The sequence below is a fragment of the Dietzia sp. SL131 genome (genome assembly GCF_026672565.1).
GTDB classification, from domain to species: domain Bacteria; phylum Actinomycetota; class Actinomycetes; order Mycobacteriales; family Mycobacteriaceae; genus Dietzia; species Dietzia kunjamensis.
The window spans coordinates 737,894-752,515 of the sequence record NZ_JAPPRI010000003.1 but is presented as its reverse complement, the minus strand read 5'-3'; the positions used below and the strand labels follow the sequence as shown (position 1 = coordinate 752,515).

Sequence of the window (14,622 nt, the reverse complement as noted above, 5' to 3'; positions counted from 1 at the left end):
TCCACGCCGACCGTCCGGAGCCGTCAGTCGTGCTGGCTGGGCAGATAGCCGCCGGCCATCCGGCGGGTCAGGTCCCGGCGCAGGTACAGGATGTACGCCCAGACCGCGGCGAACATGAGCCCGCAGACCCCCATCGACCAGTGCACGGCCCAGCCGGCGACGGCCAGACCCGCGAGCGTGAGGTTCAGCGGGATCGCCCAGGGCTTGCGCTGGAGTCCACTGGCCACGAGCATCGCGACTGCGAGGAGGCTGACGAACCACACCTTCCACGGTTGGAAGTGGGCGCCGCCGTCGAGCCGGGCGATGACCGTCAGCACCAGACCGATCACGATCGCCTCGAGCACGAGGGTGCCGGCCATGATGCCCCGCAGCCCCTTCCACGGGTCCACCGAGGGCTCGTGCGCGGCGCCCCGGGGGCCGGGGGTCGGGTCGGTCACTGTGCGTCCTTTCCGAACAGGCTGCGGGCGGCCCCGGCGGTCACCACGGAACCCGTGATGAGCACGCCGACGCCCGAGACGTCGTCGTCCGCGGTCGGATCCGGGACCCCGACCAGGTCGAGGGCCGCGCTGACCGCGTCGGGCAGGGTGTCCACGACGTGGACGCGCTGGGCGGTGAACCGCTCCTCGGCGATGCGAGCAAGGTCGCCCGGGTCCATCGCGCGCGGTGAGGCGGCCCGGGTGACGACGACCTCCTCCACCACCGGCTCGAGTGCGGCGAGGAACGCGTCGGCGTCCTTGCCGTCGAGCATCGCGACCACGGCGACCAGCCGCTTGAAGTCGAACTCCGAGGTGACCGCCTCGGCGAGTGCGCGTCCGCCGTGTCCGTTGTGGGCGGCGTCCACCAGGACGGTGGGGCTGGAGCTGAGCCGCTCGAGGCGCCCGGGATTGTCGACCGCCGCGAAGCCGGCACGGATGAGTTCCGGGTCCAGGGCCCTGTCCGGTCCCGCGCCGAAGAACGCCTCGACGGCCGCGAGCGCGGTCGCGGCGTTCTCGGCCTGGTGCTCCCCGAACAGCGGGAGGAACACCTCGGGGTACTCGCCCCCGAGGCCTCGCAGGGTGAGCTGCTGGCCACCGACGGCGACCCGCCGTTCGACCACGTCGAACTCCGAACCGAGGCGGGCGACGACCGCGCCCACCTCCACGGCGCGACGCAACAGGACGTCCATGGCCTCGGGCTCCTGGCGCCCGATCACGGCGATCGGGTCCCGCGGCAGCAGATCGTCCTCCGGGCCCGGCTGGATGATCCCGGCCTTCTCCCCCGCGATCGTCGCGAGGTCCTCGCCCAGGTAGTCGGTGTGGTCCAGGCCGACGGGGGTGATCACGGCGACGGCGGGCCGGACCACGTTCGTGGCGTCCCACGTCCCGCCCATCCCCGTCTCCACGACCGCCACCTCGACCGGTGCGTCGGCGAACGCGGCGAACGCCATCGCGGTCAGCACCTCGAAGTAGCTCATCCGTGGGCCGCCGGCCTCCTCGGACCGCTGGTCGACGAGCTCGAGATAGGGCTGGAGTTCGCGGTAGGTGTCCACGAAGGTGCGGGCGGTGACCGGCTCCCCGTCGAGCGCGATGCGCTCGGTGACGCTCTGCAGGTGGGGGCTGGAGTTGCGTCCGGTGCGCTGGTGCAGGGCCCGCAGCAGCGCGTCGACCATCCGCGTGACCGATGTCTTGCCGTTGGTGCCCGCCACGTGGACCACGGGGTACGCGTGCTGCGGATCGCCGAGCACGGACATCAGCTCGGCGATCCGGTCCAGGCTCGGCTCGAGGCGGGATTCCGGCCAGCGGGTCGCCAGTTCCTCCTCGACCGCGGCCAGGTCGGCCGCGTCGGCCTGCCATTCGGGGCTGCCGACCTCGGGGACCGGGCGCGGCGGCAGGTGATCATCGCCGTCGCCGTCCTCGTCACCCGGGATCGGACCACCGAGCGGGACGCCCGAGACGAGGCCGTCCTCGCCGAGCATCTCGGCGACATCCTCCTCGGTCGGGGTGTCCCACCCCTCGCTCGGGTCGTGCGGCGGGAGCCACTGTCGATCGCTCACGCGGGGTCACTTCCTGCCGGCATCGACTCGAGGCGGGCGGTGATCCGGGCGACCTCGGCCTCCGCGAGGTCGCGGCGGCCGCGGATCTTGTCGACGACATGGTCGGGCGCCTTGCCCAGGAACGCCTCGTTGCCGAGTTTGGCACCGGTGGTCTCGAGTTCCTTGCGTGCGGCGGCGAGATCCTTCTCCAACCGGCGTCGCTCGGCGGCGAGGTCGATCGTCCCGGAGGTGTCGATCTCCACGTCCACCGTCGACAACCCGAGCCGGACCTCGAGCGAGGCCGTCGCGGTGAAGTCCTCGGCGGCCGGGGTCAGCCGGGCGAGCGCGCACACCTGGGCGAGCAGGTCCGCCGGCAGGTCGGCGGCGTCCACGCCGGAGATCCGTGCCGGCACCCGCTGACCGGGCTTGAGGCCCTGGTCGGAGCGGAACCGCCGGATCTCGGTGACGAGGGTCTGGGCGTCGGCCACGCGGCGGACCGGCTCCGTGGCGTCATCGGCGGGCGCCACGTCGGTGGGCCAGTCCGCGACCACCACGGACTCCCGCCCGGTCAGTGCCGTCCACAGCGTCTCCGTGACGAACGGGATGACCGGGTGCAGCATCCGCATGAGGACGTCCAACACGTGTCCGAGGACGAGTCTCGTGTTCTCGGCCCGCTCGGAGGCGCGCGCGTCGTCGTCCGACCCGAACTGGACCTTCGCGAGCTCGAGGTACCAGTCGCACACCTCGTCCCAGGCGAAGTGGTACAGGGCCTCGCACGCCTTGGAGAACTCGTAGCGGTCCAGCGCGTCGTCGACGCCCACCCGCACCTCCCCGAGGCGGTGCAGGATCCACCGGTCGGCGTCGGTGAGCGCGGACGCGGCGGGCAGTTCGCCCACCTTCGCCCCGTTCATCAGCGCGAAGCGGGTGGCGTTGAACAGCTTGGTGGCGAAATTGCGGGACGCCTGGGCGGCGTCGTCCCCGACCGACAGGTCGCCGCCCGGGTTGGCCCCGCGGGCCAGGGTGAAGCGCAGCGCGTCGGCGCCGAAGCGGTCCACCCAGTCCAAGGGGTCGATCCCGTTGCCCTTGGACTTGGACATCTTCTGGCCGTGCTCGTCGCGCACGAGGCCGTGGAGGAAGACGTCGGTGAACGGAACCTTCCCCGGAGCGGCCGTGTCGCCGGTGAGGGTCCGGCCCACGAAGGTGCCGAACATCATCATCCGCGCCACCCAGAAGAAGAGGATGTCGTACCCGGTGACCAGGACGGACGTGGGGTAGAACCGCTCGAGGTCGGCGGTGCGATCGGGCCAGCCCATGGTGGAGAACGGCCACAGTCCGGAGGAGAACCACGTGTCGAGCACGTCGGTGTCCTGGGAGTATCCGGCGGGCGGCTCCTCGCCGGGTCCCACGCAGACCACCTCGCCGTCGGGGCCGTACCAGATCGGGATGCGGTGACCCCACCACAACTGTCGGGAGATGCACCAGTCGTGCATGTCGTCGACCCAGTCGAACCAGCGCGGTTCCTGGCTCGTCGGGTGGATCACCGTGTCACCGTCGCGCACGGCGTCCCCGGCCATCCTCGCCAGTTCCTCGACCCGCACCCACCACTGGAGCGACAGCCGCGGCTCGATCGGCTCACCGGACCGTTCGGAGTGGCCCACCGAGTGCAGGTACGGACGCACCTCCTTGACGATGCGTCCCTGTTCTGCGAGGTCCTCCCGGACGGCCTTGCGGGCGTCGAAACGGTCCATCCCGTCGTAGCGGGTCCCGGTCCCGGTGATGTGGCCGGTGGCGTCCATGATCGTGGGCATCTCGAGGCCGTGACGCTGGCCGATCGCGAAGTCGTTGGGGTCGTGCGCGGGCGTGACCTTCACGGCGCCGGTCCCGAACTCGGGATCGACGTAGTCGTCCGCGACCACGCGCATGGTCCACCCGTCGCGGAACGGGTGCGGGATCTCGGTGCCCACCAGGTGCGCGTAGCGCTCGTCGGAGGGATGGACGGCGATCGCGGTGTCACCGAGCATCGTCTCGAGCCGGGTCGTGGCCACGACCAGGTGCGGCTCGGAATCGTCCATCGAGCCGTAGCGGAAGCTCACCAGCTCGCCCTCGACGTCCGCGTACTTGACCTCGATGTCCGAGATCGCGGTCTGCAGGGTGGGCGACCAGTTGACCAGTCGCTCGGCGCGGTAGATCAGACCGTTGTCGTACAGCTCCTTGAAGATGGTCTGCACCGCGCGCGACAGTCCGTCGTCGAGGGTGAACCGCTCACGCGACCAGTCGACACCGTCGCCGAGGCGACGCATCTGCTCCCCGATGGTCCCACCGGACTCGCGCTTCCATTCCCAGACCTTCTCGATGAACGCCTCGCGGCCGATCTCGTGGCGGTCGATCCCCTCGTCGCGGAGCTTGCGGTCCACGAGGGTCTGCGTGGCGATCCCGGCATGGTCCATGCCGGGCAGCCACAGGACCTCGAAGCCCTGCATGCGCTTGCGCCGCGTGAGCACGTCCATGAGGGTGTGGTCGAGCGCGTGGCCCATGTGCAGGCTGCCCGTGACGTTGGGCGGCGGCAACACCACCGAGTAGGCGGGCTTGTCGCTGGACGGGTCGGCCTCGAAGTAGCCGGCCTCCACCCAGCGCTGGTACAGCCCGCCTTCCACCTCACCTGGGTTCCAGGAGGCGGGCAGGGCGTCCGCGCGGTCGGTGTTCGGGGAGGCAGAAGCTGGAGTCGTCACCCGACCATCCTAGGCCGTGGACGCCGGGGCCCGGCACACGCCGTCAGCCCCGGTGCACCCGAGGTCAGTCGGCCAGTCCCAGTCCGTGAACGGCGTCACGCTCCGAGACCAGTTCCGCCACCGACGCGTCGATGCGGGCTCGTTGGAAGTCCCCGATCGCCAGTCCTTCGACGACCTCCCACTCCGCGCCGCGGCTGCGGCAGGGCAACCCCGTCACCACACCCGGCACGGTCCCGTACTGCCCCTCCGACGGCAGTGCGACCGTGGTCCAGCTCTCCCCACTGGTGCCGTGCACCCAGTCGCGCATCTGGTCGACCGCCGCGCCGGCGGCCGAGGCGGCCGACGACGATCCGCGCACCGAGATGATCTCGGCTCCCCGGTTCGCGACCCGCGGGATGAACGTGTCAGCCAACCACTCCTCGTCGAGCCCGGAAGTGACCGGCTCGCCCCGTCGCGTCAGGTACGACACGTCGGGGAACTGGGTGGCCGAGTGGTTGCCCCAGACCACCACCCCGTCCAGGTCGGCGACCGGCGCTCCCAGCCGGGTGGCGAGCTGGCTGAGCGCGCGGTTGTGGTCGAGCCGCATCAGGGCGGTGAAGCGACCGGCGGGGACGTCGGGCGCGTGTCGGTGGGCGATGTAGGCGTTGGTGTTGGCGGGGTTGCCCACCACCACCACCCGCACGTCGTCGGCGGCGTGGGCGTTGATGGCGCGGCCCTGTTCCCGGAAGATCGCCCCGTTGGCGGTGAGCAGGTCGGCGCGCTCCATCCCCTTGCCGCGCGGCCTGGCGCCCACCAGGAATGCCGCGTTGGCGCCGTCGAACGCGGTGTCCACGTCGTCGGTGATCTCGATCGACTCGACCAGCGGGAGAGCGCAGTCCTCGATCTCCATCGCGACGCCCTCCGCCGCGACCACGGCCGACGGGATGTCGAGCAGACGCAGGCGGACCGGGGTCCCGGGCCCGAACACCAGCCCGGAGGCGAGACGGAACAGCAACGAGTAGGCGATCTTTCCGGCGGCGCCGGTGACGGTCACGGTGGCCGGGGTGGCGGTGACCGGGGTGGAGGTGCTCATGTGGGACGGACCTTCCGGGGACGACGACGGGGTCGGTTCCCACAGTAGTGAGAATCCGACCCCGCCTCCCGCCTCCGCGGGCGGTGTACACCTGACGTCCACCCGAGCGTCGACTCAGGCGTGGATCTCGGCGCCCGTCTTCCGGCGGACCTCGTCGATGGTCACGTCCGGCGCCAGTTCGACGAGTCGGAAGCCCTCCGGCGCGATGTCGAGGACGCACAGGTCGGTGACGACCCGCTGGACGCAGCCCTTGCCCGTGTACGGGAGCGTGTTCTCCTGCATGAGCTTGAGGTCGCCCTTGCGGGTGACGTGGTCCATCATCACGATCACGCGGTCGGCGCCGTGGACGAGGTCCATCGCACCGCCCATGCCCTTGACCATGGCGCCGGGGACCATCCAGTTGGACAGGTCGCCGGACTGCGAGACCTGCATAGCGCCGAGGACGGCGACGTCGACGTGACCGCCGCGGATCATGGCGAAGGACTCCGACGACGAGAAGAACGCCGCCCCCGCCTCGGCGGTGATGGTCTCCTTGCCTGCGTTGATCATCTCGGGGTCGAGCTCGTCGTCCGTCGGGTACGGCCCGACGCCGAGGATGCCGTTCTCCGAGTGGAGGGTCACCTGCACACTCTCGGGAAGATATCCGGGGATGAGGGTGGGCATACCGATACCGAGGTTGACGTACTGGCCGTCGGTGAAATCCGCGGCGATGCGAGCCGCCATCTGCTCGTGGGTCCAGCTCATGGCTCAGGCCTCCCTGGTGGTGCGGATCTCGACGCCGGTCTCCTGGCGGCCGACCTCGACGATCCGTTGGACGAAGATGCCGGGGATGTGGACGTTGGCCGGGTCGATCCCGCCCGGCTCGACGACCTCCTCGGCCTGCACGATCGTGATCCGACCGGCCATGGCCACGTCCGGGTTGAAGTTGCGAGCCGTCCCACGGAACTGCAGGTTGCCCACGGTGTCGGCCCTGTGGGCGTGGACCAGGGCGAAGTCGGTGACGATCCCGCGCTCGAGGACGTACTGTTCGCCGTCGAAGACCCGGACCTCCTTGGGCTCGGACGCCTTGGCGACGCCCCCCTCGCCGTCATAACGCAGCGGCAGGCCCCCGTCGGCGACCATCGTGCCGACGCCGGCCGGGGTGTAGAAGGCGGGGATGCCGGCGCCTCCGGCCCGCATGCGCTCGGCGAGCGTGCCCTGCGGCGTGAGCTCCACCTCGAGCTCGCCGGAGAGGTACTGGCGGGCGAACTCCTTGTTGGCGCCGACATACGAGGCCGTGGTCCGGGTGATCCGGTGCGATTCCAGAAGCTTGCCCAGGCCGAAACCGTCGGTGCCGCAGTTGTTGCTCACCGTGCTCAGGTCGGTGGCGCCCTGCTCGAGGAGCGCGTCGATGAGGACGGCGGGGATGCCGACCAGACCGAACCCGCCCACGGCCAGGGAGGCACCGTCGGGGATGTCCGCGACCGCGTCCGCGGCCGACGAGAAGATCTTGTTGGTCATGTCACGAACCCTATCCAGTGTTCGCATATTGTACAAGTGTTCGCTCCTCGTACGATATGCGGGTATCGTGGGTCAGGTACCGACGTGGAGCGCCTGCGCCCGAGCGCACCACACACCACGCAACGCACCGCCCGCGACCAGACGCACGAGAGGACCGACACCATGCCCGCCACCCTGTCCCACGAGGTCAGCGGACCCCGGTCCGCCGACACCCCCGTCCTCGTCCTCCTCGGATCACTCGGGTCCGACCGTTCGATGTGGGACGCGCAGGCCCGGGACCTGTCCCGCGACCACACCGTGGTCGCGGTGGACCACCGGGGCCACGGCACGTCCGAGGTCGTCCCCGGCCCCTGCACGATCGCCGACCTGGCCGCCGACGTTCTGGCCCTGCTCGACTCGATCGACGTGGACCGGTTCCACGTGGCCGGACTCTCGCTCGGTGGCGCGGTGGCCCAGTGGCTCGCCGTCCACGAACCCACCCGCGTGCTCTCCACCGCCCTCCTGTGCACCGCCGCGAAGTTCGGTGAACCGTCCGGCTGGGCCGATCGCGCCACCGCGGTCCGCGAGGGCGGGACGGCCGCGGTCGCCGACGCCGTCGTCGCACGGTGGATCACCGCCGCGCGGGCCGAGGCCGAGCCCGAGCTGGTCGCCGGGCTCCGCGAGATGGTCCTGGGCACCCCGGCCGAGGGATACGCCTCCTGCTGCGACGCGCTGGCCGGCTGGGACAACCGCGCCGAGCTGGGTCGGATCTCCTGCCCCACCCTCGTGCTCGCGGGGGACGAGGACCCCTCCACTCCCCCGGAGGTACTGCGCGAGATCGCCGACGGGGTGCCCGGAGCGGACTTCGTCGTCGTCTCCCCGGCGGCCCACGTGCCCACCGTCGAGATCCCTGACCGCATCACCGACGTGCTCCGCCGACACCTCGACGCCGCACGGAACACGGGCGCGGCGTGACCCGCCCCGACGTGGTGTCGACCCCGGCCGGGTCCGTGGACGACGGCGGCGACCGCCCGGCCTCCCCCGACTTCGTCCAGTCGCTCGCGCGCGGCCTGGCGGTCATCCGGGCATTCGACGCCCGCCAGCCACGCCAGACCCTCAGTGACGTCGCGCGCAACACCGGACTGACCCGGGCGACCGCCCGCCGCTTCCTCCACACCCTCGTCGAACTGGGCTACGTGGACACGGCCGACTCGGTCTTCTGGCTCACCCCCCGGGTCCTCGACCTCGGGTACAGCTACCTGTCGGCGCTCCCGCTGACCGATCTCGCCCAACCGCACCTGGAGAAGCTCAGCTCGCGACTCGGCGAATCCTCGTCCGTGGCGGTGCTCGACGGCCCCGACATCGTCTACGTGGGGCGCGTCCAGGTGCGTCGCATCATGACCATCGGCATCACCATCGGAACCCGGTTCCCCGCCTACGCCACGTCGATGGGGCGGGTCCTGCTCGCCTCGCTCCCCGCCGAGGACCTCGACGCCTACCTCGCCGCGACGGACCTGCGGGCGCTCACCCCCCACGGCCTCGCCGACGAGTCAGCGCTCCGCGCGGAGCTGGCGCGGGTGGCCGAGCGCGGGTGGTGCGTCGTCGACCAGGAACTCGAGCCCGGCCTGCGCTCGGTGGCCGCACCGGTCCACGACCGCCACGGCGCGGTCAGCGCGGCCCTCAACGTCTCCACCCACGCCGCCCGCTACTCCCCCGACCAGCTCACAGGCGAGGTCATCCCCGAACTGCTGGCCACCGCCCGCGCACTGTCGGCCGACCTCGCCATCGTCAACCGCTGAACCCGAACTGAGGAAAATCCATGCGTGACGTCGTCATCTGCCAACCCCTGCGCACCCCCGTGGGACGCTTTGGCGGGGTGTTCCGCGACCTGGACGCGAACACCCTGGCCACCGGCCTGCTCACCGCCCTCGTCGAGCGCACCGGCCTGACCGGAGCCGACGTCGACGACGTGGTGCTGGGACAGGGCTCCCCGAACGGCGAGGGGCCCGCCATCGGCCGCATCGCCGCACTCGACTCCCCCCTGGGGATCGACGTGCCGGGCATGCAACTCGACCGGCGCTGCGGCTCCGGACTCCAGGCGATCATCACCGGCGCACTCCAGGTCGCCTCCGGCGGCATGGACCTCGTGGTCGCCGGCGGCGTCGAGTCGATGAGCCAGGTGGAGTTCTACGCTTCCCCGAGCCCCCGCTGGGGCATCCGCGGGGACGGGATCTCGCTGGTCGACCGTCTCGGCCGGGCTCGCACGACCGTCGGCGGACGCTCGCACATCATCGACGGCGGGATGATCGAGACCGCCGAGAACCTCCGTCGTGAGTACGGCATCAGCCGGGACGAGCAGGACCGGTTGGCCGTGCAGTCCCACCAGCGGGCCGTGGCCGCGCAGGAGTCCGGGGCGTTCGCCGAGGAGATCGTCCCGGTGACCGTTCCGCAGCGCAAGGGTGACGACCTCGTCGTCGACACCGACGAGCATCCCCGTGCCGACAGTTCCGTCGAGGCGCTGGCGCGCCTGCGGCCCATCATGGGCCGCACCGACCCGGAGGCCACCGTGACCGCCGGGAACGCCTCCGGCCAGAACGACGGTGCCGCGATGTGCATCGTCACTACCGCGGACAGGGCCGCCTCCCTCGGACTGACCCCCCTGGTCCGCCTTGCCTCGTGGGCCGTCGCGGGCGTGGCACCGGAGACGATGGGCATCGGGCCGGTCCCCGCCACCGCCAAGGCGCTCGACCGACTCGGCCTCACGCTCGCCGACATGGATGTCATCGAGCTCAACGAGGCGTTCGCCGCGCAGGCCCTGTCCGTGATGCGCGAGTGGGACCTCGACCCCACCTCCGAGCACCTCAACCCGCACGGCTCCGGCATCTCCCTGGGCCACCCCGTCGGCGCCACCGGGGCGCGCATGCTCGCCACCCTGTCGCGCGAGATGGTGCGCCGCGACGCGCAGTGGGGCCTGGAGACCATGTGCATCGGAGGCGGCCAGGGGCTCGCGGCGGTGTTCGAGCGCGTCTGACCGACACACCTCCCGCGCGACGAGGCCGCCCGCCCCTTTCGGGGCGGGCGGCCTCGTCGTCTTCCGCGGGACGGGAGTTCCCGGGCGGTCAGCCCGGCGCGATCACTCGATTCGCGACGGGTGCCGCGTCAGGGCCATGACCTCGATGTCCATGTACGGGAACAGCGGCAGCCCCTGGAGGATCTCGTGCAGTTCGTCGCCGGACTCGACATCGAAGATGCTGATGTTCGAGTACCGGCCCACGATGCGCCACAGCTCCCGCCACGTTCCGGAGCGCTGCAGCTCCTGGCTGTAGGCCTTCTCACGGGCCAGGGTGTCGGCGCGGACCTCGGGGTCCAGGTCATTGGGGATGTTGACGTCCATGCGGACGTGGAACAGTGCCATCGTCGGGCTCTCCTTCTCGTGTGGTGCAGCGGTCAGCGGCGGGTGAACTTGTCGACGGCGTCGTGGTCGAGCTCGACGCCCAGCCCGGGCCCGGACGGCAGGTGGACCCGGCCGGCCTCGTAGCGGATCGGGGTGGTCACGTAGGTCTCGGCGAGCAGCAGCGGCCCGAAGAGCTCCGAGCCGTAGTTGAAACCGGGCTCGGCGCACGCGAGATGCAGTGAGGCGACGGTCCCGATCGGCCCCTCGAGCGACGTGGCGGCGTGGCAGGCGATCCCGGCCGCGCGGGCGATCGCCACGACCTCCTTGCCCCGGGTCAGTCCACCGAGCTTGGTGGTCTTCACCGCGATCACCCCGGCCGCGTCCCGGCGTGCCACCTCGAGGGCGTCGTGCGGGGACTGGACCGACTCGTCGGCCATGAACTGCACCGGCAGCGAGCGGTTGAGCTCGGCCAGCACCTCGATCTGCTCGGTGGGGGTCGGCTGCTCGATCAGCTCGATGCCGGCCTCGACGAGCGCCGGGAGGTGGACGTTCGCGGTGAACCGGTCCCAGCGTGCGTTGATGTCCACCCGAAGGCCCGCCCGCCCGTCGAGGCGCTCGGCCAGCGCCGCGATGCGGGCGACGTCCTCGGCCGGGTCCAGGGCGCCCATCTTCAGCTTGAACGTGCGGTGACGGTCCGCGGCGAGGAGCTCGTCGATCTCCTCGACCATCTCCTCGAGCGGCATCGCGCCCAGGGCCCACGTGCACTCGATCGAGTCGCGGACCGCTCCGCCGAGCAGCGAGCGCACGGGTACGTCAAGCGACCGGGCCCACGCGTCGAACATGGCGATCTCGAGGGAGGCCTTGGCGAAACGGCCGCGGGCCACCACGCCCTCCATCGCCTCGAGGACGGCGGGGATCTCGTCGACCCGCCGACCGACGGCCACGGGGGCCAGATACTTCTCCACCAGGACCTGCATGGTCTCGGCGGACTCGCCTCCCCACCAGGGGCCGCCCGGTGTGACGCCTTCGCCGTAGCCCACGACCCCGGACTCGGTGGTGACCGCCACGAGCAGGATCGACTGGGCGGTGGCGGTGGTGGTGGCGAACTTGTGCGGCCTGATGAGCGGCACGTCGAGGATCCGTGTCTCCACGGAACGGATGGTCAGGTCAGACATCGTCGAGCCCTTCGTGTTGGTGGTCCGGCCGGATCGACCGCCGACGCCCCGGCCGCTCGTGGCGGCCGGGGCGGGCGGGGATTGCAGACGAGGTCGTCGCCGGTCAGGCCACGAAACGCTTCTCGGAGACGGGGTCCAGGACGAAGTCGTAGACGACCTCGTCGATCCCGTCCGCGTTGGGCTTCGGGTCCAGGATCAGCTCGGGCTTGACGGCACCGGCCACGTCGTCCTCGACCCACTTTCCACCCTGGAAGTACAGCTGGGTGGTGATGAGGCGCTTGCCCGGGGCGGTGACCTTCAGGTGCAGGTGCGCCGGACGCCACGGGTGGCCACCGTAGCTGGCGATGAACTCGCCGGTCGGTCCGTCGTGCGGGATCTGGTACGGGGCCGGCTGGACCGTGGTGATGTGGAAGTTGCCCTCGGCGTCCGTGGTGAAGGTTCCGCGCAGGTTCCACTCCGGGATGCCCATGCCGTCGTCGAACTGCGAGTAGTAGCCGTCGGCGTCGGCGTGCCACAGCTCGACGGACGCGCCCTCGATGCCCGTGCCGTCCAGGTCGCGGACCTGGCCCTTGAACACGAACTGCGTGCCCTTCTCGTCCTCGCGCATCGGCATGACGCCCTTGGCACCGAGGTCCGGGGCGTTCGGCACGTAGTAGGGGCCCTCGATGGAACCCTTGGTCCCGTTGAAGATGCGGCTGTTGGAGTCCTCGATGAAGTGCTCCAGGAAGACGTCCAGCCAGAGCGGCCATTCGCCACCCTCGCCGACCTCGATGAGCCACTGCTTGAGGACGCGGTACTCGTCGTAGGTGACCTCGTGCTCGAAGATCACCTCGGACAGCTTGGTGAGCACGTCCTTGTAGATGGCGGCCGCACGCTCGGTGCTCGTGTCGGACGTGAAGCGGCTGCCCTTGAACTTGTCCGTCGCGGCGGAGCCGGAGCCGGCGGCGGTGGGCACTGCGGTGCTGGTCATGACGCTCCCTCTGGTGGGGTCGGGGTGGGGGTCGGATCGGACCGGTGGGGCCCGGTCGATGTCCCTACTGTGCGCCGCATTCGATGTGTCGTCAATCACCGCCTACAACATATGTAGAGGACATCTCGTGCGCGAAGCGAACACTTTTCAGGCAATAGCGCAGGTCTCGCGCCTGAGGCGTGCAAAGTGTTCGCATTGCGAACGCGGCACACCTAGGTATGACTAGGAAGAGCCCTAGTGTGATCGAAGACACAGTAGGGCACCGTGGAGGAACACCGGCAGCAGGCCGCAACGTCGCGGCAGGAACCGACCCACGCTAGGAGCCCTCGATGTCAGATCGACTCGACCACGTCCAGGCCACCCTCGAGACCGCACTCGAGGACCGGCCCGCGGACGGCATCATCCGCGCCAACCGTCGCATCTTCACGGACGAGGAGATCTTCGAACTCGAGATGAAGCACATCTTCGAGGGCAACTGGGTCTACCTGGCGCACGAGAGCCAAATCCCGGAGGTCGGCGACTACTTCACCACCGACATCGGCCGCCAGCCCGTCGTGATCACCCGCGGCAAGGACGGGCAGCTCAACTGCCTGATCAACGCCTGCTCCCACCGCGGCGCTATGCTCTGCCGGCGCAAGACCGACAACCGCACCACCCTGACCTGCCCGTTCCACGGCTGGACGTTCTCCAACTCCGGGGAGCTGCTGAAGGTCAAGGACCCGCGGGACGCCGGGTACCCCGAGCAGTTCAACACCGACGGCTCGCACGACCTGCGTCGCGTGGCACGCTTCGAGAGCTACCGCGGGTTCCTGTTCGGCAGCCTCAACCCGGACGTGCTCCCGCTGGAGGAGCACCTCGGTGACAGTCGCACCATCATCGACATGCTGGTCGACCAGTCCCCCGAGGGACTGGAGGTCCTGCGCGGCTCGTCCACCTACACCTTCGACGGCAACTGGAAGCTCCAGGCCGAGAACGGGGCCGACGGTTACCACGTGTCGGCCACCCACTGGAACTACGCGGCGACCACCGCGCGCCGCTCGTCGGGTGAGTCCAAGAACGAGACCAAGGCGATGGACGCCGGCACCTGGGGCAAGCAGGGCGGCGGCTACTGGTCGTTCGAGCACGGCCACCTGCTCCTGTGGATGTGGTGGGGCAACCCCGAGGACCGGCCGCTGTGGGACCGCCGCCAGGAGCTCGCCGACCAGATCGGCACCAAGAAGGCCGAGTTCATGGTGGGAGCCTCCCGCAACCTGTGCCTGTACCCGAACGTGTACCTGATGGACCAGTTCTCGAGTCAGATCCGGCACTTCAAGCCCGTCTCGGTGGACAAGACCGAGGTGACGATCTACTGCATCGCCCCCAAGGGCGAGAGCGCCGAGAACCGCGCGGCCCGGATCCGTCAGTACGAGGACTTCTTCAACGCCACCGGGATGGCGACCCCGGACGACCTGGAGGAGTTCCGGTCCTGCCAGAAGACCTACCTGGCGGACGTCGCGCCGTGGAACGACATGACCCGCGGCAGCACCCACCAGATCACCGGCCCGGACGAGACCGCCCGCGGTCTGGGCATGGAGAACGTGCTGTCCTCCGGGGCCAAGACCGAGGACGAGGGGCTGTACCCGATCCAGCACGCCTACTGGCTCGAGACCATGCAGCGCGCGCTTGAGGCCGAGACCGCCGCCCGTGATGCCGCCGAGGCCCGCGCCCGCGAGGACGACGAGCGTCGGGCCCGGCAGCGCACGACCGTCCCGGCCGACGCCTGACCCGGCCCGAGTCGACCGCACGCCCCACC

13 protein-coding genes are annotated in these 14,622 nt (G+C 70.5%); 4 read left to right on the top strand and 9 right to left on the bottom strand.

What is annotated here, in order from left to right; translation table 11 throughout:
* Positions 1 to 23: 23 nt before the first annotated feature.
* The 6 genes from OVA21_RS04385 to OVA21_RS04360 all read right to left on the bottom strand — a co-directional run bounded on the left by OVA21_RS04385 (position 24) and on the right by OVA21_RS04360 (position 7,312).
* Positions 24 to 437 carry a DUF4233 domain-containing protein gene (locus OVA21_RS04385; protein ID WP_067719739.1) on the bottom strand — a complete coding sequence of 138 codons (414 nt, stop codon included), beginning with the start codon at positions 435 to 437 and terminating at the stop codon, positions 24 to 26.
* Positions 434 to 2,032 carry a bifunctional tetrahydrofolate synthase/dihydrofolate synthase gene (gene folC, locus OVA21_RS04380; RefSeq protein WP_268091877.1) on the bottom strand — a complete coding sequence of 533 codons (1,599 nt, stop codon included), beginning with the start codon at positions 2,030 to 2,032 and terminating at the stop codon, positions 434 to 436. Before folC ends, OVA21_RS04385 begins: the two co-directional genes overlap by 4 nt.
* Positions 2,029 to 4,740: a valine--tRNA ligase gene (locus OVA21_RS04375; protein ID WP_268091876.1), complete on the bottom strand. Its 2,712-nt coding sequence runs from the start codon at positions 4,738 to 4,740 to the stop codon at positions 2,029 to 2,031. Before OVA21_RS04375 ends, folC begins: the two co-directional genes overlap by 4 nt.
* Positions 4,741 to 4,804: 64 nt before the next feature.
* Positions 4,805 to 5,812 carry a malate dehydrogenase gene (locus OVA21_RS04370; RefSeq protein WP_067719743.1) on the bottom strand — a complete coding sequence of 336 codons (1,008 nt, stop codon included), beginning with the start codon at positions 5,810 to 5,812 and terminating at the stop codon, positions 4,805 to 4,807.
* A gap of 114 nt (positions 5,813 to 5,926) precedes the next feature.
* Positions 5,927 to 6,556 (bottom strand): 3-oxoacid CoA-transferase subunit B, encoded by a 630-nt coding sequence (locus OVA21_RS04365; protein ID WP_067719746.1) that lies wholly within the window; start codon positions 6,554 to 6,556, stop codon positions 5,927 to 5,929.
* A 3-nt stretch (positions 6,557 to 6,559) separates the two neighbouring features.
* Positions 6,560 to 7,312, bottom strand: coding sequence for a CoA transferase subunit A (locus tag OVA21_RS04360; protein WP_067719751.1), 753 nt, complete (start codon positions 7,310 to 7,312; stop codon positions 6,560 to 6,562).
* 162 nt (positions 7,313 to 7,474) lie between these two features.
* Here OVA21_RS04360 and pcaD point away from each other — a divergent pair, with 162 nt between their 5' ends.
* From pcaD to OVA21_RS04345, 3 genes are read left to right on the top strand one after another with little or no spacing between them, the layout of a single operon-like run.
* Entirely contained in the window at positions 7,475 to 8,266 is a 792-nt protein-coding gene (gene pcaD, locus OVA21_RS04355) for a 3-oxoadipate enol-lactonase (RefSeq protein ID WP_120286385.1), read from the top strand.
* Positions 8,267 to 8,301: 35 nt separating this feature from the next.
* On the top strand, positions 8,302 to 9,090 hold the full coding sequence (locus OVA21_RS04350) for an IclR family transcriptional regulator (RefSeq protein WP_096907296.1): 789 nt from the start codon (positions 8,302 to 8,304) through the stop codon (positions 9,088 to 9,090).
* Positions 9,091 to 9,110: 20 nt separating this feature from the next.
* Positions 9,111 to 10,322: an acetyl-CoA C-acetyltransferase gene (locus tag OVA21_RS04345; RefSeq protein ID WP_268091875.1), complete on the top strand. Its 1,212-nt coding sequence runs from the start codon at positions 9,111 to 9,113 to the stop codon at positions 10,320 to 10,322.
* 102 nt (positions 10,323 to 10,424) lie between these two features.
* Here OVA21_RS04345 and catC read toward each other — a convergent pair whose 3' ends face one another.
* The 3 genes from catC to catA all read right to left on the bottom strand — a co-directional run bounded on the left by catC (position 10,425) and on the right by catA (position 12,830).
* The gene (gene catC / locus OVA21_RS04340) at positions 10,425 to 10,706 is read right to left on the bottom strand and encodes a muconolactone Delta-isomerase (RefSeq protein ID WP_119193192.1); all 282 of its coding nucleotides are present in this window, start codon (positions 10,704 to 10,706) and stop codon (positions 10,425 to 10,427) included.
* A gap of 32 nt (positions 10,707 to 10,738) precedes the next feature.
* A complete protein-coding gene (locus OVA21_RS04335; RefSeq protein WP_159148430.1) occupies positions 10,739 to 11,860 on the bottom strand; it encodes a muconate/chloromuconate family cycloisomerase in 1,122 nt (373 codons plus the stop codon).
* A 103-nt stretch (positions 11,861 to 11,963) separates the two neighbouring features.
* Positions 11,964 to 12,830, bottom strand: coding sequence for a catechol 1,2-dioxygenase (gene catA / locus OVA21_RS04330; protein ID WP_268091874.1), 867 nt, complete (start codon positions 12,828 to 12,830; stop codon positions 11,964 to 11,966).
* A 329-nt stretch (positions 12,831 to 13,159) separates the two neighbouring features.
* On the opposite strand from catA, the gene benA reads away from it, so the two are divergent.
* Positions 13,160 to 14,593, top strand: coding sequence for a benzoate 1,2-dioxygenase large subunit (gene benA, locus OVA21_RS04325; protein WP_206474238.1), 1,434 nt, complete (start codon positions 13,160 to 13,162; stop codon positions 14,591 to 14,593).
* Positions 14,594 to 14,622: the final 29 nt, after the last annotated feature.

Bases quoted from the DNA above. Each gene is read 5' to 3' on its own strand.
- OVA21_RS04370 (WP_067719743.1), bottom strand. From the start codon at position 5,812: ATGAGCACCTCCACCCCGGTCACCGCCACCCCGGCCACCGTGACCGTC.
- OVA21_RS04365 (WP_067719746.1), bottom strand. From the start codon at position 6,556: ATGAGCTGGACCCACGAGCAGATGGCGGCTCGCATCGCCGCGGATTTC.
- OVA21_RS04360 (WP_067719751.1), bottom strand. From the start codon at position 7,312: ATGACCAACAAGATCTTCTCGTCGGCCGCGGACGCGGTCGCGGACATC.
- pcaD (WP_120286385.1), top strand. From the start codon at position 7,475: ATGCCCGCCACCCTGTCCCACGAGGTCAGCGGACCCCGGTCCGCCGAC.
- OVA21_RS04345 (WP_268091875.1), top strand. From the start codon at position 9,111: ATGCGTGACGTCGTCATCTGCCAACCCCTGCGCACCCCCGTGGGACGC.
- catC (WP_119193192.1), bottom strand. From the start codon at position 10,706: ATGGCACTGTTCCACGTCCGCATGGACGTCAACATCCCCAATGACCTG.
- OVA21_RS04335 (WP_159148430.1), bottom strand. From the start codon at position 11,860: ATGTCTGACCTGACCATCCGTTCCGTGGAGACACGGATCCTCGACGTG.
- catA (WP_268091874.1), bottom strand. From the start codon at position 12,830: ATGACCAGCACCGCAGTGCCCACCGCCGCCGGCTCCGGCTCCGCCGCG.
- benA (WP_206474238.1), top strand. From the start codon at position 13,160: ATGTCAGATCGACTCGACCACGTCCAGGCCACCCTCGAGACCGCACTC.